The 13,829-nt window shown below is 67.3% G+C and carries 20 protein-coding genes; 11 read left to right on the forward strand and 9 right to left on the reverse strand.

What is annotated here, in order from left to right; all coding sequences use genetic code 11:
• The first annotated feature begins 124 nt into the window (after positions 1–124).
• The 6 genes from ACXC9Q_RS05440 to ACXC9Q_RS05465 all read left to right on the forward strand — a co-directional run bounded on the left by ACXC9Q_RS05440 (position 125) and on the right by ACXC9Q_RS05465 (position 5,698).
• Positions 125–1,051 carry an HAD family hydrolase gene (locus tag ACXC9Q_RS05440; protein WP_457055359.1) on the forward strand — a complete coding sequence of 309 codons (927 nt, stop codon included), beginning with the start codon at positions 125–127 and terminating at the stop codon, positions 1,049–1,051.
• A gap of 45 nt (positions 1,052–1,096) precedes the next feature.
• Entirely contained in the window at positions 1,097–1,342 is a 246-nt protein-coding gene (locus ACXC9Q_RS05445; protein ID WP_457055360.1) for a hypothetical protein, read from the forward strand.
• Between the two features lie 20 nt (positions 1,343–1,362).
• Complete coding sequence (locus ACXC9Q_RS05450) at positions 1,363–3,009, forward strand: APC family permease (RefSeq protein ID WP_457055361.1); 1,647 nt, start codon at positions 1,363–1,365, stop codon at positions 3,007–3,009.
• 157 nt (positions 3,010–3,166) lie between these two features.
• Positions 3,167–3,367 (forward strand): hypothetical protein, encoded by a 201-nt coding sequence (locus tag ACXC9Q_RS05455; protein ID WP_457055362.1) that lies wholly within the window; start codon positions 3,167–3,169, stop codon positions 3,365–3,367.
• Between the two features lie 132 nt (positions 3,368–3,499).
• A complete protein-coding gene (locus ACXC9Q_RS05460; protein ID WP_457055363.1) occupies positions 3,500–4,180 on the forward strand; it encodes a hypothetical protein in 681 nt (226 codons plus the stop codon).
• A 39-nt stretch (positions 4,181–4,219) separates the two neighbouring features.
• Positions 4,220–5,698 carry a glycoside hydrolase family 3 protein gene (locus ACXC9Q_RS05465; protein WP_457055364.1) on the forward strand — a complete coding sequence of 493 codons (1,479 nt, stop codon included), beginning with the start codon at positions 4,220–4,222 and terminating at the stop codon, positions 5,696–5,698.
• Between the two features lie 113 nt (positions 5,699–5,811).
• Here ACXC9Q_RS05465 and ACXC9Q_RS05470 read toward each other — a convergent pair whose 3' ends face one another.
• The 3 genes from ACXC9Q_RS05470 to ACXC9Q_RS05480 form a co-directional block, all read right to left on the reverse strand.
• Positions 5,812–6,036 carry a hypothetical protein gene (locus tag ACXC9Q_RS05470; protein ID WP_457055765.1) on the reverse strand — a complete coding sequence of 75 codons (225 nt, stop codon included), beginning with the start codon at positions 6,034–6,036 and terminating at the stop codon, positions 5,812–5,814.
• Positions 5,927–6,772: a PhzF family phenazine biosynthesis protein gene (locus ACXC9Q_RS05475; protein ID WP_457055365.1), complete on the reverse strand. Its 846-nt coding sequence runs from the start codon at positions 6,770–6,772 to the stop codon at positions 5,927–5,929. Before ACXC9Q_RS05475 ends, ACXC9Q_RS05470 begins: the two co-directional genes overlap by 110 nt.
• Positions 6,773–6,881: 109 nt before the next feature.
• A complete protein-coding gene (locus tag ACXC9Q_RS05480) occupies positions 6,882–7,193 on the reverse strand; it encodes an EthD family reductase (RefSeq protein ID WP_457055366.1) in 312 nt (103 codons plus the stop codon).
• A 107-nt stretch (positions 7,194–7,300) separates the two neighbouring features.
• Between ACXC9Q_RS05480 and ACXC9Q_RS05485 the strand changes: the two genes are divergently transcribed.
• Both ACXC9Q_RS05485 and ACXC9Q_RS05490 read left to right on the forward strand, forming a co-directional pair.
• Complete coding sequence (locus ACXC9Q_RS05485; RefSeq protein ID WP_457055367.1) at positions 7,301–8,275, forward strand: LysR family transcriptional regulator; 975 nt, start codon at positions 7,301–7,303, stop codon at positions 8,273–8,275.
• 128 nt (positions 8,276–8,403) lie between these two features.
• Positions 8,404–8,535 (forward strand): hypothetical protein, encoded by a 132-nt coding sequence (locus ACXC9Q_RS05490; protein WP_457055368.1) that lies wholly within the window; start codon positions 8,404–8,406, stop codon positions 8,533–8,535.
• Between the two features lie 47 nt (positions 8,536–8,582).
• On the opposite strand, the gene ACXC9Q_RS05495 is transcribed toward ACXC9Q_RS05490, so the two are convergent.
• Positions 8,583–9,572, reverse strand: coding sequence for a phosphotransferase family protein (locus ACXC9Q_RS05495; protein WP_457055369.1), 990 nt, complete (start codon positions 9,570–9,572; stop codon positions 8,583–8,585).
• A gap of 113 nt (positions 9,573–9,685) precedes the next feature.
• On the opposite strand from ACXC9Q_RS05495, the gene ACXC9Q_RS05500 reads away from it, so the two are divergent.
• Positions 9,686–10,144, forward strand: coding sequence for a hypothetical protein (locus ACXC9Q_RS05500; protein ID WP_457055370.1), 459 nt, complete (start codon positions 9,686–9,688; stop codon positions 10,142–10,144).
• Positions 10,145–10,226: 82 nt separating this feature from the next.
• Here ACXC9Q_RS05500 and ACXC9Q_RS05505 read toward each other — a convergent pair whose 3' ends face one another.
• Positions 10,227–10,514, reverse strand: a complete 288-nt coding sequence (locus tag ACXC9Q_RS05505; protein WP_457055371.1) for a site-specific integrase — start codon at positions 10,512–10,514, stop codon at positions 10,227–10,229.
• Positions 10,515–10,663: 149 nt separating this feature from the next.
• On the reverse strand, positions 10,664–11,326 hold the full coding sequence (locus ACXC9Q_RS05510; protein ID WP_457055372.1) for a hypothetical protein: 663 nt from the start codon (positions 11,324–11,326) through the stop codon (positions 10,664–10,666).
• 84 nt (positions 11,327–11,410) lie between these two features.
• Here ACXC9Q_RS05510 and ACXC9Q_RS05515 point away from each other — a divergent pair, with 84 nt between their 5' ends.
• Positions 11,411–11,878, forward strand: coding sequence for a MarR family winged helix-turn-helix transcriptional regulator (locus ACXC9Q_RS05515; RefSeq protein ID WP_457055373.1), 468 nt, complete (start codon positions 11,411–11,413; stop codon positions 11,876–11,878).
• Between the two features lie 5 nt (positions 11,879–11,883).
• Here ACXC9Q_RS05515 and ACXC9Q_RS05520 read toward each other — a convergent pair whose 3' ends face one another.
• The 3 genes from ACXC9Q_RS05520 to ACXC9Q_RS05530 are packed head-to-tail and all read right to left on the reverse strand — an operon-like array spanning position 11,884 to position 13,069.
• On the reverse strand, positions 11,884–12,282 hold the full coding sequence (locus ACXC9Q_RS05520) for a DUF6855 family protein (RefSeq protein WP_457055374.1): 399 nt from the start codon (positions 12,280–12,282) through the stop codon (positions 11,884–11,886).
• On the reverse strand, positions 12,279–12,737 hold the full coding sequence (locus ACXC9Q_RS05525; protein WP_457055375.1) for an SRPBCC domain-containing protein: 459 nt from the start codon (positions 12,735–12,737) through the stop codon (positions 12,279–12,281). Before ACXC9Q_RS05525 ends, ACXC9Q_RS05520 begins: the two co-directional genes overlap by 4 nt.
• Entirely contained in the window at positions 12,734–13,069 is a 336-nt protein-coding gene (locus ACXC9Q_RS05530) for an ArsR/SmtB family transcription factor (protein ID WP_457055376.1), read from the reverse strand. Before ACXC9Q_RS05530 ends, ACXC9Q_RS05525 begins: the two co-directional genes overlap by 4 nt.
• Positions 13,070–13,212: 143 nt before the next feature.
• On the opposite strand from ACXC9Q_RS05530, the gene ACXC9Q_RS05535 reads away from it, so the two are divergent.
• The gene (locus ACXC9Q_RS05535; protein WP_457055377.1) at positions 13,213–13,794 is read left to right on the forward strand and encodes a dihydrofolate reductase family protein; all 582 of its coding nucleotides are present in this window, start codon (positions 13,213–13,215) and stop codon (positions 13,792–13,794) included.
• Positions 13,795–13,829: the final 35 nt, after the last annotated feature.

Raw genomic sequence — 13,829 nt, forward strand, 5'->3', positions numbered from 1 at the left:
GTCCGGGACCTCACCCCGCACGGATGAAGCTCGGCCGGCTGAGGGGGGAATCACCCAGCGGGGGTGAGGCGCTCCTGATGTGGCCGCGGCGATCCTTGACCCGTCGTACGAAAGGAGGCCGGGGATGCCCGATCCGTTGCCGAGCTGGAACGAGAGCCGGAGCAAGGACGCGATCGTCGACTTCGTACGGCGGGCCCGCGGCGACGGCTCCGGACCGGGATTGGCGATGGCGGACCGGGTGGCGGTCTTCGACAACGACGGCACGTTGTGGTGCGAGAAGCCGATGCCTATCCAGCTCGACTTCATTCTGCGTCGCCTCGTCGAGATGGCGGAGGCGGACCCCGACCTGCGGGAGCGCCAGCCCTGGAAAGCCGCCTTTGAGCAGGACTACGGCTGGTTCGGCAAAGTGATGGCCGAGCACTATGCGGGCGATGACACGAACGTCGAGACGCTGGCGGCCGGCGTCCTGGCAGCGCACGGGGGAATCAGCGTCGACGCTTTCGCAGCGAGGGCAGAGGAGTTCCTCCGCGCCGCTCGCCATCCCACGCTCGGTCGTGGCTACCTCGAGTGCGCCTACGCGCCGATGGTCGAGCTGCTCGCCTACCTGGCGGACAACGGCTTCTCGAACTACATCGTCTCCGGCGGCGGCCGCGACTTCATGCGACCGATCACCGACGAGGTGTACGCCGTACCGAGCGAGCGGGTGATCGGCAGCAGTACTGCGCTCGCCTACAAGCCGGACGAGCACGGTGGCACGATCATGCGCGTGGCTGCGGCCGACTACCTCGACGACGGGCCGGAGAAGCCGGTGCGGATCTGGTCGCGGACCGGACGACGGCCGGTGCTCGCCGGCGGCAACTCCAACGGCGACGTCCCGATGCTCGAATTCACCCAGCATGACGACAAGCCCTTCCTGCGGCTGCTGGTGCTGCATGACGACGCCGAGCGGGAGTTCGAGTACAAGTCCGGCGCGGAGCAGGCGCTCGACCGCGCCTCCGCGGCCGGCTGGACCGTCGTCAGCATGAAAAACGACTGGGCAAAGGTCTTCTAAGCAGCTCTTATTTCGGTCCTCACCGTATCCGCTGCCCGTCGGCGAATGTATCTCGACGAGCCCACGGTCGGGCTCGATGTCGTTGCCAAGGGCAAGATCCGGGAGTTCGTCGCGGAGGTCAACGCCGGCCGCGGTACGACGGTCATCCTGACCACCCACGACATGGACGACGTCGAGCGGCTCTGCCGGCGCGTGGTGATCATCGATCACGACCGGATCCTCTACGAAGGCCAACTACCGGCTAGCAGGGGGTTCGGGAGTACCGCCAGCGTCACTGCACCGGCGTGTTAGGGCGGACCATCGTGGGATTCATGGCCATATCTGAGGCGACACCGTCCGCGCGCCGCGGGCGGCCGGGGCTGAAGCGAGAGATCGGCTTCATCGGACTGATCTGGGCATCAGAGGGATCGATCATCGGATCGGGATGGTTGTTCGGAGCGCAAGGTGCGCTCTCGACGGCCGGCCCCGCGGCGATCATCTCCTGGGTCATCGGTGCTGTCGCGATCCTGATTCTCGCGCTGGTACACGCCGAGCTCGGCGGGATGTATCCCGTCTCCGGCGGGACCGCACGCTTCCCGCACTACGCCTTCGGCGGAGCCGCCGGCGCCTCGTTCGGCTGGTTCTCCTGGCTGCAGGCCGCCACGGTGGCACCGATCGAGGTGCTCGCGATGATCACCTACGGCCAGCACTACTCCTTCGCGAGCGGCTGGATCAAGACCACCGGCGGGCAACACGTCCTGACCCCCTCCGGCATCGCCGTAGCGGTCGTCCTGATGGCGATCATCACAGCCATCAACTTCCTCAGCATCCGGATGCTGGCGCACACCAACAGTGCGGCGACCTGGTGGAAGGTCGGCGTACCACTGCTGACGATCTTCGTCCTCGCCATCGTCCAGTTCCACGGCAGCAACTTCACCGCCGCCAACGGCTTCAACCCGTACGGCGCCAAGGGCATCCTGTCCGCGGTCTCGACGAGCGGCATCATCTTCGCCCTGCTCGGCTTCGAACAGGCCGATCAACTCGCCGGTGAGAGCAGCAACCCGAAACGCGACATTCCGCGCGCGGTGATCGGCTCGATCGTGATCGGCGCGATCATCTACATCCTGCTGCAGATCGTGTTCATCGCGGCGCTCCCGGCGTCACAGATCAAGGGCACCTGGGCCACCGCCGCGTTCAACACCCTGACCGGCCCGTTCGCCCAGCTCGCAAGCCTGGTCAGCCTGGGTTGGCTTGCCACGATCCTGTACCTCGACGCCGTCATCTCCCCCGCCGGCACCGGCCTGATCTACATCACCGGAAGCTCCCGGGTGTCCTACGGCCTCAGCCGCAACGGCTACATCCCGTCCGCCTTCGAGCGCACCAACCGCCGCGGCGTGCCGTGGGTCGGACTGATCACCGCCTTCGTGATCGGTTGCATCTGCTTCCTGCCGTTCCCCAGTTGGCGCTCCTTGGTCGGACTCATCACCAGCGCCAGCGTGCTGATGTACGCCGGAGCACCGCTCTCCCTCGGAGTCTTCCGCAGCCGCCTGCCCCACGCCGACCGCCCGTACCGCTTGCCCGGCGCAGCCTGGATGTCGCCACTCGCCTTCGTCGTCGCCAACCTGCTGATCCTCTGGTCCGGCTGGGCCACCGACTGGAAGCTCGGCGTCGCGATCCTGATCGGCTACGTCATCCTGATCGCCAACCGCGTGTTCAAGCTCAACCCGATCACCCCTCAGCTCGACCTGCGGGCCGCCCAGTGGCTACCGGTCTACCTGGTCGGCATGGGCCTGATCGTCTACCTCAGTGACTTCGGCCCACTCAAGCACCCGTGGTTCCCGCTCTGGTGGGACATGCTCGTCGTCGCAGTCTTCAGCCTCGTCATCTACTACTGGGCCAGGGCAGTAGCCCTGCCAGCCGCCCAGATCCAGCAAATGATCGACCAGGTAGTGGTCCCAGAAGAGTCCGAAATCCACTGACCCCGCCGAGTTTGCTCGACGTTACCTGTCGCTCATCCCTCTTGACGGGCGTGACCGCCCGGTCGATCGTCGAGGACGGGGGCGCTGATGACGACGAGGGCTGGGCGGCGCCGGAATCGGCATCTGGAGCGACCCCCGCTGGTCGACGCTCCAGCGAATGCTCGAGGTCGAGATCCTGATGGTCGGCTCCATCCTGCTCGCCACCCTCCGAGCCCACGACCAACTCGACTCCTCGAAGCCACTCGCCTGGCCACTGCTGGTCGGCTTCTCACTCCTCTTCTTCGCCTCGATCATCGTCTGGTCACGCCACAGCCTCCACTCACGCCGCACCCTGGACCACCCGGCACCGATCGTCTGAGGTCCGTTGCCTGTGGAGGCCGCTTCGGCGTAGCTTGACGAACGGGGAGGGGCACATGGTTCGATCACGTGGGTTCGGGTGGCTTGATGGGCTTCGGCAAGCTTTCCTGCTGACTGCACAGGCAGGGACGATATGAACGCCGACGCACCGAGGCTGGAGGCACGATTCTGGCGAAGTCGACGGTCAGCAGCCATCGCGGGCATCGTGTTTGCGGTGCTGCTCCTGGCAGCGTTGACGATGCTACGAATCGCACTGTCCGAGAGCAGTTTTCAGTCGCTCGAGTCCGACACAGCGCAACGTAGGCTGATCCGGATCAGCCTGCATCTGGTGCCGTTTGCCGGAATCGCCTTTCTGTGGTTCATCGGCGTCCTTCGTGATCAGCTCGGCGACGTCGAGGACCGGCTGTTCTCCACCGTCTTCCTGGGCAGTGGGCTTCTCTTCCTGGCCATGCTCTTCACTGGCGCCGTCACTGCGTCCAGCCTGACGGCAATGCTCGCGGGACCGGACCTCAACGTCGATGTCTGGGCGTTTGGCCGCAGCAGCACGCAGACGCTTGTTTCCGTCTACGCAATGCGCATGGCCGCAGTGTTCACCCTCTCGGTGACTACCGCGGGTCTGCGCACTTCAGCATTCCCCCGGTGGCTGGTGATTCTCGGATGTCTCGTCGCAGTGACGCTGCTTGTGGCAGCCGGTGAACACAAGTGGACCCAACTGGTGTTTCCCGCTTGGGTTCTCGTCGTCAGCGTAGTCATCCTCGTCACCCGTCCGGCAACCCGTGAAGTCGCCGCGGAGCAGACGGAAAACCCGTCATGATGGTGTCACCAGCGGCGCCGTCCCCACCGGAGGATGTTAGTGAACTCAGAGCTCGACCGGCTCGCGTACGGCGTACTGTTCCCCGCGCTCGGTCGGCCCAAGGTGCCGAACTGGGTGGGACCGCGGATCGAGGCCGGCCTCGGCGGGTTCGTGATCTTCGGCAAGGACATCGTCGACGGCGACCAGTTCCAGCGGCTGGCCTCGGAGCTGCACGGGCTGCGTGACCATGTGCTGTTGTCGATCGACGAGGAAGGCGGCGACGTCACCCGGCTGGAGAACCACGGCGGCTTCTCGATGCCCGGCAACCGGGCGCTCGGCGAGCTTGACGACCTCGAGCTGACCCGGAAGGCCGCCTTCCAGATCGGCCTGTCGCTGGTCGAGGCGGGGATCGACTGGGACCTGGCGCCGGCGGTCGACACCGCCGTCAACCCGATGAGCCCGAACGGGATCCGCTGCTTCGGCTCCGACCGCGACCTGGTCAGCCGGCACACCGCCGCCTGGGTGGAAGGCCTGCAGGCAGCCGGCGTCAGCGCCTGCGCCAAGCACTACCCGGGCCACGGTCTCAGCGGCACGGATGCGCACCTCGCGACCCCACTCGTTGATGTCTCCCGCGCTGAACTGCTGGACAGCTATCTCGATCCGTTCCGGGCGGCGATCACGGCCGGCGTCGACAGCATCATGGTGTCGCACGATCTGGTGCCACAGGTGGACGACGTACCGTCGACGATCAGCAAGGTGCTGCTCACCGACATCCTCCGCGGAGAACTCGGGTACGACGGGGTCGTGATCACGGACGCCCTCGAGATGTACGGGATCGCCGACGTGGCGCCGCTGCCGGAGGCCGCCGTACGTGCGATCGAGGCCGGGGCTGACGCGCTCTGCCTTGGAGCGTGGGCGTTCCTCGACGACGTGGACGTGGCGGCCGCCGCTCTGGTCGAGGCGGTCGAGAGTGGACGGCTGCCAGTGGAGCGGTTGCGGAGCGCCAACGAGCGACTGGCTCGGCTGGGGACCCGACCCAAGGCGGATGTCGCACTGCGGGACAACGCGCTCGGTCAGCGGCTTGCGGACCAGGTCGCGGTGACTCACGGGGACCCCGTACTGCGGAGCAACGCCGTACTGATCATCCGGCTGGAACCGACCCACTCCCCCGCCGCCGGCTCGGCGGGCTGGGGTGTCGAGCAACTGCTACGCGACGCCGGGAAGGTTGTCGAGAGCATCGGTTTGTCGGGCCAGACCTACAACGGACCCGGGATGGCTCGGGCCGGCGTCGGCGAGTTCCGGTCGGAGTTTGGCGCGGACAGCCAGGTCGTACTGCTGGTCAGGGGCGCACACCGCTTCGACTGGCAGGAGAAACTCATCGGCGAGTTGCAGACCCAGCACCCCGACATGATCGTGGTCGACATGGGCGTCCCTGGCACCGACTACTCCGCCTTCGCCGGCTGGATCCAAACCTTCGGCAGCGCCCAGGTCTGCGCCCAAACCGCCACCCACCGGTTGCTGGGTCCTTCTCTGCACTAACGGCCGTGTGTGGGAGTCCCTGTGTCGCGATCGTTGCCAGTGGTCACCGGGTGCCAACGCTTGACCGCAGCGGACAGCCCCAGCCCCATGCGCGGATCGCAGAAGAGGACGGTCTAGTCGTCGCCTCGGTGTCCGTCGCGGACCACCGCTAACCCGCCGACCCGGGTCGTGATGCCCGCCGGCCCGCGTCGGGCCGAAGCGAGCACGCTGGCCGGTCGACCGAGGGTGTCACCCTGCTCCACCTCGATCGCGACCGTCTGCGCCCCTGTCGTGTCGAGCAGGTGGGCGGCCAGGCAGCCGGTGCTGTTGGCGTTGGCGACGTCCTCGTCGACACCGATCGCCGGCGCGAACATCCGCGCCGCACCCGGTCGGTCGCCCACCGGCGGTGCGTACACGAAACGGCCGAGGAGCCCGTACCGCCGGCACGAACATCCGCGCCGCACCCGGTCGGTCGCCCACCGGCGGTGCGTACACGAAACGGCCGAGGAGCCCGTACCGCCGGCACGCCGCTGTCAGCCTGCCGAGGTGTGGGCAGACTCGGAGCAGCGCCGACCGGTCGTGGACCGGTACCAGCATGCGTGGTGCGCCGGGCGCGGCGATCCGTGGCGCGTCGGTCGGATGCGGATCGTCCGCGGTGAGCCCGAGCGCGGCGACGATCGCGGCGCGCTCGTCCGGCGCCGGGTGACGCAGCGCGACGAGGCCCTGGTCGAACCACACCTCGATGCCGGCGGGGCGGCGGATCGCGACGGTGTCGAACGTGCGCCCGCCGGTGTGTTGGCGGTCGTTCAGCTCGCCCAGCGCGGTGCGGGTCAACCGGACGGCCTGCGCGGCAACGGTGCCGTGGCCGCAGCCGGACAGTTCGGCGGTGGCGGTGAAGAACCGGACCGGCCGGCCACCGTCCGGCGTCGGCCCCGGGCCGAGGAACGCCGCGTGCGAGGTGCCGGCCGCAGCAGCGACCGCACGCCGGTCCGCGTCCGTCGCCGCCGGGTCGTCGTCGGTGACGGCCGTGGGGCTGCCGCCCCGGCCGTCGCGCCGCACGCACGCATCAACCACCGTGACATCCGGCCAGGACATCTGCCCACCTTTGACGCTCAACGAACCGGCAACCGCGAACGGCGTCCGCCGATAGCCGGACCTGGCCGCAACGGCCGACCGAACGCGTCCCGGAGCGTACCGGCCTGCCTCAGCCGGCGCCGTCCTGCACCGGATAGTCGATGACGACCACACCGCCGGTGGCGTAGTTGACGACATCGGCGGCCGCCCGCTGGCCGTACGGCGACTCCCGCGACGCGGCCAAGGCGGCGGCGTCAGCGAAGTCGGCTTCGAAGACCGCGAAATACGGCGCTTCTCCCTTGGTCGCCGCCACGTCGAAGCTGTAGCGCCACGCAAGCAGGCCGGGCCAATTCATGACCAGTGGAAGGTGGTTGGTCACGTAGTAGTCGCGGAAGTGGTCAGGGTCGGCGGGCTTGGGATACAGGACCAGCAACTTATGCATGACTGCCTCCTGCATTGCTCGGTGCGGGACATAGGGATTCGGGTGAGGGCGGAGGTGGGTCCACTACCGCGGTCAGTTGAATCGTCATATGCGCAGGTTAGGGCTTGATGTGTGGTCGAGGGAAAGACCGGAACGGGATAGACTCAGAACGGATCGTTATCAATCGACAGGGAGGGCATGTGGCGCCGGATACGGTGAGCCTGCGGTACTTTCTGGTGCTGGCGCAGGAGTTGAACTTCACCCGCGCGGCCGCACGGATCGGTATCGCGCAGCCCGCACTCAGTGCCCGGATGCGCCGATTGGAGGCGGAACTCGGTACGAGCCTGCTGGTTCGTAACACGCGTAGCGTCGTATTGACCACGGCTGGTGCGGCTTTGGCGGAGTCCGCGCCGCCCGCGCTGGCGGCGCTGGACCGGGCATGGGACACCGCCCGGAATGCGGGGGCCGGTGAACTGGGCACGCTGCGCATCGGATACAGCCTCAGCGCGGGGGCCGAGACGGCACCGGCCCTGGTGGACAGGCTCATTCGCAGCAGCCCGGGACTCCAGGTCGGCGCGGTCCCGATGGCGACACCGGAGATCTCCCCCGCGGTCGCCGACGGCCGCATCGATGCGGGGATCACCCGCGGTGAGCAGCCGGGTCGTGGCGTGCGCCGGTTCCTGCTGCGGCGTACGCGCGTCGGGGTCCAATTGGCACAGCATCATCCGCTGGCCGAACACCCGGAGATCGAGATCGCCGATGCGGCCGCGTATCCGCTGCGACTCCCCGACCGTACGGCCAACCCCGTGATCCACGATCAGCTGTCCGCACTGTTCCGCGACACCCGGCCAAACCCCCGATTCCACACGCCCGCAGTCTCTTTCGACATGTTTCAGCGCGACCTACGCGACGGGCTCACCCTCGCCCCGGCCGGTGAAGCCGCGGTCACGGCACTACCGGCCGGTCTCACGTGGCGACCGCTGCAGGGCGCACCCACCTTGACGATCCACCTGGTCCTCCCGCGCGTGCAGTCACCACTACACCGCCGCATCCGTACCGTCGCCAAAGCCCTGGCACACGAGCTGCACTGGCTGCCGGACTGACGCGCAGCGGTGCGTAGTTCCTCGGCCGTCCTTATGTCTGCCGCACGAGGACCCGGCGTACGTCGAGCAGCTCGCACCTGCATCGAACTCCTCTGGGACATTGAACTGAATGTGTTTGCGTCGCGAGCGTGGTACTGGGCTGGAACTTCTGGAGCCGCAAGCTCCTGCAGCTCGCCGACCCGGGACTGGAGCTGCTCGACGAACTCACGGAGTGCGCCATTCTCGGCCTCAAGGTGGATGTTGCGCGTTATGCCGGCTGATAGCAGTCGGAGGTCCCCATTTCGCACACCATCTCCACCGGCGACAGTTAGCGAAGCGCGTTCAGCTCGTCGAGGGCGCGATGGCCGCGCTTGACCACCCCTGGAACGACATCGTGGCGCCCGTGACGGATAGGGAACTCGAGCATCACGAGGATCTGTGTAGCTGCGAGCACCGCTGCCCCCTCCCAGTCGACCAGGTCGAGGATTCTCGTCCACAGCCGCCTTCGGACACCGTCCAGCGGATCCTGGAAGGTGTGCCACTGGAGGGTGGTGAGATCAGTCGCCCGCGTGCCGCTACCTGCGTTCCCGATATCCACGACCGCCACCACCGCTCCGTCACGGACCAAGACATTGTCGGGCTTGAGATCGGCATGGACCATGTCAGGTGCCTCTCGTGGTGGTGGGACGTCGCCACACACGAGCCGCAGGCGCTCGACCAAGGCCGACACCACGGAGGAATACCCCGAAAGCCCGGCGACAGCCCTCGACAAACTCGGAGCTAAGTCTTGACCGGATTCCTGACCGGTGGCGAGCCGCCAGGCGTACGACCAGTGGTCGTAGAGCTCGGAGGCTTGGCCAGCCTGCAGTTCGATGATCTCCATCAGCTGCTCAACGAGGGACGGGGTCAGCTCTGGCGCGGGAGCCGCGTCAACGAAGTCCATGAGATGCCATACATGAGTGGCTGTGGCCCCCACTCCGAGCCAGGCCGGGGTGGGATAGCCGCGCCTACGCATGTGCTCGACCACTCTCTGGGCTCGCAACGACTCGTCCAGCTGGTTGGGGCGTGCCCGGGGCCATGCTTTGAGCACTGCATTTGCCCTTCCGGCCAACTGGATGCGCATGGCACCCACATCGAAGCCTCCGGGTAGGCGACTGAGAAGAGTGACCTCTGCCCCGACCACGCTGGCCACGTCGTCCAGGAGCTCGGCCGGCAGCTCTGGGTACTCCTCAGCAGCGGTGCTCATTCTGTCCCGTATCCCTTCGCCCTCTTGCCGCGGCTTGTGGTTGCCGGGCTTGGTTCTCTGCAGCCGGATCACAGTACGACGGGCTGCTTCGTTTGATCCTCTCCTTAACGCGCGGCCTGGCCGCGCCCGTTCTAGGCTTTCTGCCTGGCCGGTGCCGTGGTGGGCATTCCGAGGCTGATGGCGCGTTGGGTCTGTCCTCGTTTGCTGCGGAGAAAGGTGAGGGTGAGGTCGATGCCTTCGATTTTCGCCGTGCCAGCCTGGGCGTTGGCGTGCTGGCGGCGTTGGACGTGAGGGTCGTAGCTGTGCGCGAGAGGGACAGTGCCGTGCTGGCTGCGGTGGCGTTTGATGACCTGGGCGACGGCATGGAACAGCTTGGCCGACATGGGCATGACGCGTTCGCGATCGGCCTTGGACGGCGCGATGACCAGCAAGGCGATGACTTCGCCGTTGGTGCGCTGGTAGTTGCGGATGCTCAGGTGGGACAGCTCCAGGAGCTCCTCGATGCCTTCGGACGCAGCCGCGCCCGGCGAAACGGCACGACCGGCTCCAGCGGCGAACGCTGCGCGAGCCGCGCCCGGCGGCTCGCGCTCTCCAGCACCGGATTCAGCAACTGCCCCCTGGCAAAGTGGCGGTGGTACTCGTAGAACTGGCGCACCACCGTCAAGGCGTGCGCGATCGTCGCCGGCGCATACCCAGCGGCCAACGTCGGTTTTCCCGTCCTGGCATTCACAACACCCGCCTGAGCAACCCGATCCGACCGGCGACGTTGCGGGTCGGTGCCGCCCGCAGCCAGCCGACCAGCGCCGCCACCTCAGCCTCAGTCGCTTGCTCCCACCCGACATCGAGGAACCACAGCAACCGGAACCACCGCAACAGATCGTGCGCGTAGCTTCGCCCAGTGGCCGAACTGGCATCGCCCAGCGCGAGATCACGCAGATAGCGACTCACCGGATCAACCTCACGGCCCGCCGCATCGACCACCGCCCGCGGCAGCGACTCCACCGCACCAGCCATCACCGCACCGATCCGAGGAAGGACAGCCCGTCCCTCGATCAGGTCCCGTACGACCGCATCTCATCGACCACGGTGCAGATCATCACCAAGACCAGCTCAGCCGGCCAACCTCAGCCCCAGATAGTGCAGTTAACTGACCATAACGCTTGTCAGTTGGTGTGGGTTGCTACTGGCCGGACTGGTGGGAGGGCGGGCGGTTGGGATGGGTCCCCGGTTGGGACCATGCGGCGTACTGCCTCCGGCATCGCGCCGACCGTGAAGGCGCGGACGGCCGGCCCGGCGGACACGGTGACGAACGACGCGACGGTCGGCACGTCGGCCGGGAGCGGAATGAGGTGCTCCCCCGCATCGAAATGGGAGTCGACTACGCGCATCGAGGTGCTCGTTGGTTCGGGTGGCGTGAACGACGTGGCCCACCAAGCCTCGACGACCACTCGGGACGGCTCCTTCAAGGTGAGCTGCACCGTTCGCTGAGTCGTGTCATAGGCCACGTCATTGTCGTCCTGGGCAGTCGAGATCGCGCCCTCGACCTGAGCCGCGACAAGGCCTGCGATGCCGCCGAGTCCCTGCACGAAGGTCACGTGACCGTTGCCCTTGGAGATCTCCTCCCTGAGGTACCGCTTGGTGCCGGCCGGAACCATCCCGCCGAACACGACGACATCGAACTGCGTGGTGTCGTACGCCGTCAGCACCTCGTCGAACTGGTTGGTCGCGTCGGCGTGAAAGCCCTTGTCCCGCAGGATGCCGGCGGCCTCGAGGATCACGCCCGGGCTCCTGCCGATGATCAGAATGCTGGTCCTTGCTGCGTCCATGAGCCGGTCTCCCCGGAGTGCTTGAGTGTTGGTGTTGCCAACATAGCAAGTGTTGGCCGCGCCAACAACTGATATCGTCGGCCCATGCCGATGGATCACCCGCCGAGCCGTACTCCCGCCCGCGTCAAGGATCGTCCGACCTGGCTCATCAGCCGGACCTTCGCGCGCTCGTCGGGTCTCCTCGCCGCCGGGTTCGAGTCGCACGGCCACGGACTACGCAGCTACCACTACCGCCTGCTGGCCGCGCTCGAGGAGTGGGGACCCGCGAGCCAGGCCGAGCTGGGCCGCGGGACCGGGATCGATCGCAGCGACGTCACGGCGGCCCTGACCGAGCTCGAGTCACGCCGGCTCGTCGAGCGGTCTGTCGACCCCGGGCACAAGCGCCGCAACATCGTCACCATCACCCCGGCGGGAGTCGCCCAACTCCTGGAGCTCGACGAGGTCATCGACGACATCCAGCAGCAAGTCCTGGCCCCCCTGACCGCCACGCAACGCCGTCAGTTCATCGCGCTGATGGTCAAGCTCCTCGCACCCGCCCCGCCCAAAAGCTGAACCCGTCAGGGGACGCGGATGCGGTTGTTGCGGGGGTTGTGTTCGAGTTCGACCAGGCCGAGCAGTTCCAGCAGCGGCGGGATGTACATCGCGAAGCGGCCGCGGTATCCGTTGCGGAGGCCGTACCAGCCGCCGACGGGGTTGTCGGCCGAGCGCGCCCAAGCCTCCAGCGTGCCGTCCTTCGCCGGCTTACCCTCGTCCGCGCTGCCCAGCTCCATCCAGTCACCGTGTGCCTTCAGCATCGCGGGGACGTCGTCGAGACAGCGGGCGAGATACCGCAGCTTCGTCGAGCCGACCCGGCACACGAGCTCAGCCGGTTCCGCGGTGTCGTCGCGGTGCATCGTGTACTCCGACGTACCGGGTGGTGTCTTGAGAACCCAGGGATCCTCCGAGGTACCGCTCATTGTCGTACTCCTTCAGTTGTGGGGTTGCAGGCGGCCACGAAATGCGGGAGGAGCCCCCGCCAGCCGCCGACATTGGCGTCGCGCCAGTGCTCTGCCTCAGCCCCGAGCCGCTCCCAGCCCGTGTGCGTGATGTCCACCTTGCTTCGACCTCCGGGTACGGCGACGAAGCGGATCTCGACATCGGTGGCCTCGGCGGATGGTCGGCGAAGGTGCCACCGGTAGCTCAGCCGGTGCGGGGGATCCCACGCGGTGATCAGTCCCCAGTCGATCTCCTCGCCGTCACGGGTGCGCTCGTAGATGCGCCCACCGATCTGCGGCTCCAACGTGACCGCGGCCGGGTCACCGCTGACCGAGTGGCCACGGGGCCACCACGACGAGAACCGCTCCGTCCACGTCGCGAACGCGTGCTCGACAGAACAGTCCAGGACGACCTCGACCCGCAACGGCTTGATCACGGCGCTCCCCCGCGTGATGGCGGCCGCGTGTTCTCGGCCAGCAGCTTGAACCGCCCAACCGCCTCGCCCCACACCTGCAGGAGGTACGCCTGCACGACCTCGGCGCCCGATTCGTGGAGGCGATAGATCCGTCTCGTGCCCTCCGGTGCTTCCTCGACCAGACCTGCTTCCTTGAGCAATCGCAGGTGACGCGACACAGCGGGCCGGCTGATCGGCAACTCCTCGGCCAGTTCCCCCACCGAACGCGACGCATCAGCCAGCAACTCGAGGATCCGCCGCCGGGTCGGGTCTCCCAACGCCGAGAACGGATCCCGCCCCGCCTCTGTCACCACGCCTCAACTGTAACCCATCGGTTACGGTAACCACCTGGTTACGATCTCCTGAAGGACGGAGGCGGTGTCGGATCGGGGCCGCTGTCTTCGTAGCAGGGGTGAGCGGCCGCCGCGAGGGCGCCGCCGTACGCGAGGAGGACATCATGACCGCGACCTACACCTTCGACATCTTCTCCAGCCTCGACGGCTTCGGCTCGTACGACGGCGGCGACTGGGGCGGCTACTGGGGCAAGCAAGGCCCCGAGTTGCTCGAGCATCGCCTTGCCGTGTACGGCGCGGAGCAGCGGATGATCTTCGGAGCCACCACGTATCGGGCCTTCGCGCAGATGCTGGCGTCGAGCACCGCGGAGTCCGAGGTCCGCGACCCCTGGGTCACCCGGATGAGGAACCTGCCGGCAACGGTGGTGTCGACGACCCTCGAAGGACCCCTCGACTGGCCGGACGCAACCGTCTTGAGCGGCGACGCCGTCGACGTCGTCACCCGGCTCAAGGACGAGTCCGACGTGCCGCTGCGCTCACACGGCAGCCTGTCCCTGAATCGTGCGCTGATGGCCGCCGGCCTGGTCGACCGCATCCAGGTGACGATCTTCCCGGTGATCACCGGGCAAACCGGGGTGGAGCCGATCTTCCAGGGCGCCGCCGACTTCGACCTCGAACTGCTCGAGAGCCGGACCCTCGACGGCCACACCCAAGAGCTCACCTACCGCCCCACCCTCCGCGTCTGAGTCCGGTATTTGCCCATAGCAACTTCCAGGGCACC

It is taken from the genome of Kribbella sp. CWNU-51, assembly GCF_054073265.1.

What these genes read in the sequence shown, in the direction of transcription:
- ACXC9Q_RS05440 (WP_457055359.1), top strand. Translation starts at nt 125, where the DNA reads ATGCCCGATCCGTTGCCGAGCTGGAACGAGAGCCGGAGCAAGGACGCG.
- ACXC9Q_RS05445 (WP_457055360.1), top strand. Translation starts at nt 1,097, where the DNA reads ATGTATCTCGACGAGCCCACGGTCGGGCTCGATGTCGTTGCCAAGGGC.
- ACXC9Q_RS05450 (WP_457055361.1), top strand. Translation starts at nt 1,363, where the DNA reads ATGGCCATATCTGAGGCGACACCGTCCGCGCGCCGCGGGCGGCCGGGG.
- ACXC9Q_RS05455 (WP_457055362.1), top strand. Translation starts at nt 3,167, where the DNA reads ATGCTCGAGGTCGAGATCCTGATGGTCGGCTCCATCCTGCTCGCCACC.
- ACXC9Q_RS05460 (WP_457055363.1), top strand. Translation starts at nt 3,500, where the DNA reads ATGAACGCCGACGCACCGAGGCTGGAGGCACGATTCTGGCGAAGTCGA.
- ACXC9Q_RS05475 (WP_457055365.1), bottom strand. Translation starts at nt 6,772, where the DNA reads ATGTCCTGGCCGGATGTCACGGTGGTTGATGCGTGCGTGCGGCGCGAC.
- ACXC9Q_RS05480 (WP_457055366.1), bottom strand. Translation starts at nt 7,193, where the DNA reads ATGCATAAGTTGCTGGTCCTGTATCCCAAGCCCGCCGACCCTGACCAC.
- ACXC9Q_RS05485 (WP_457055367.1), top strand. Translation starts at nt 7,301, where the DNA reads ATGTGTGGTCGAGGGAAAGACCGGAACGGGATAGACTCAGAACGGATC.
- ACXC9Q_RS05505 (WP_457055371.1), bottom strand. Translation starts at nt 10,514, where the DNA reads ATGGCTGGTGCGGTGGAGTCGCTGCCGCGGGCGGTGGTCGATGCGGCG.
- ACXC9Q_RS05510 (WP_457055372.1), bottom strand. Translation starts at nt 11,326, where the DNA reads ATGGACGCAGCAAGGACCAGCATTCTGATCATCGGCAGGAGCCCGGGC.
- ACXC9Q_RS05515 (WP_457055373.1), top strand. Translation starts at nt 11,411, where the DNA reads ATGCCGATGGATCACCCGCCGAGCCGTACTCCCGCCCGCGTCAAGGAT.
- ACXC9Q_RS05520 (WP_457055374.1), bottom strand. Translation starts at nt 12,282, where the DNA reads ATGAGCGGTACCTCGGAGGATCCCTGGGTTCTCAAGACACCACCCGGT.
- ACXC9Q_RS05535 (WP_457055377.1), top strand. Translation starts at nt 13,213, where the DNA reads ATGACCGCGACCTACACCTTCGACATCTTCTCCAGCCTCGACGGCTTC.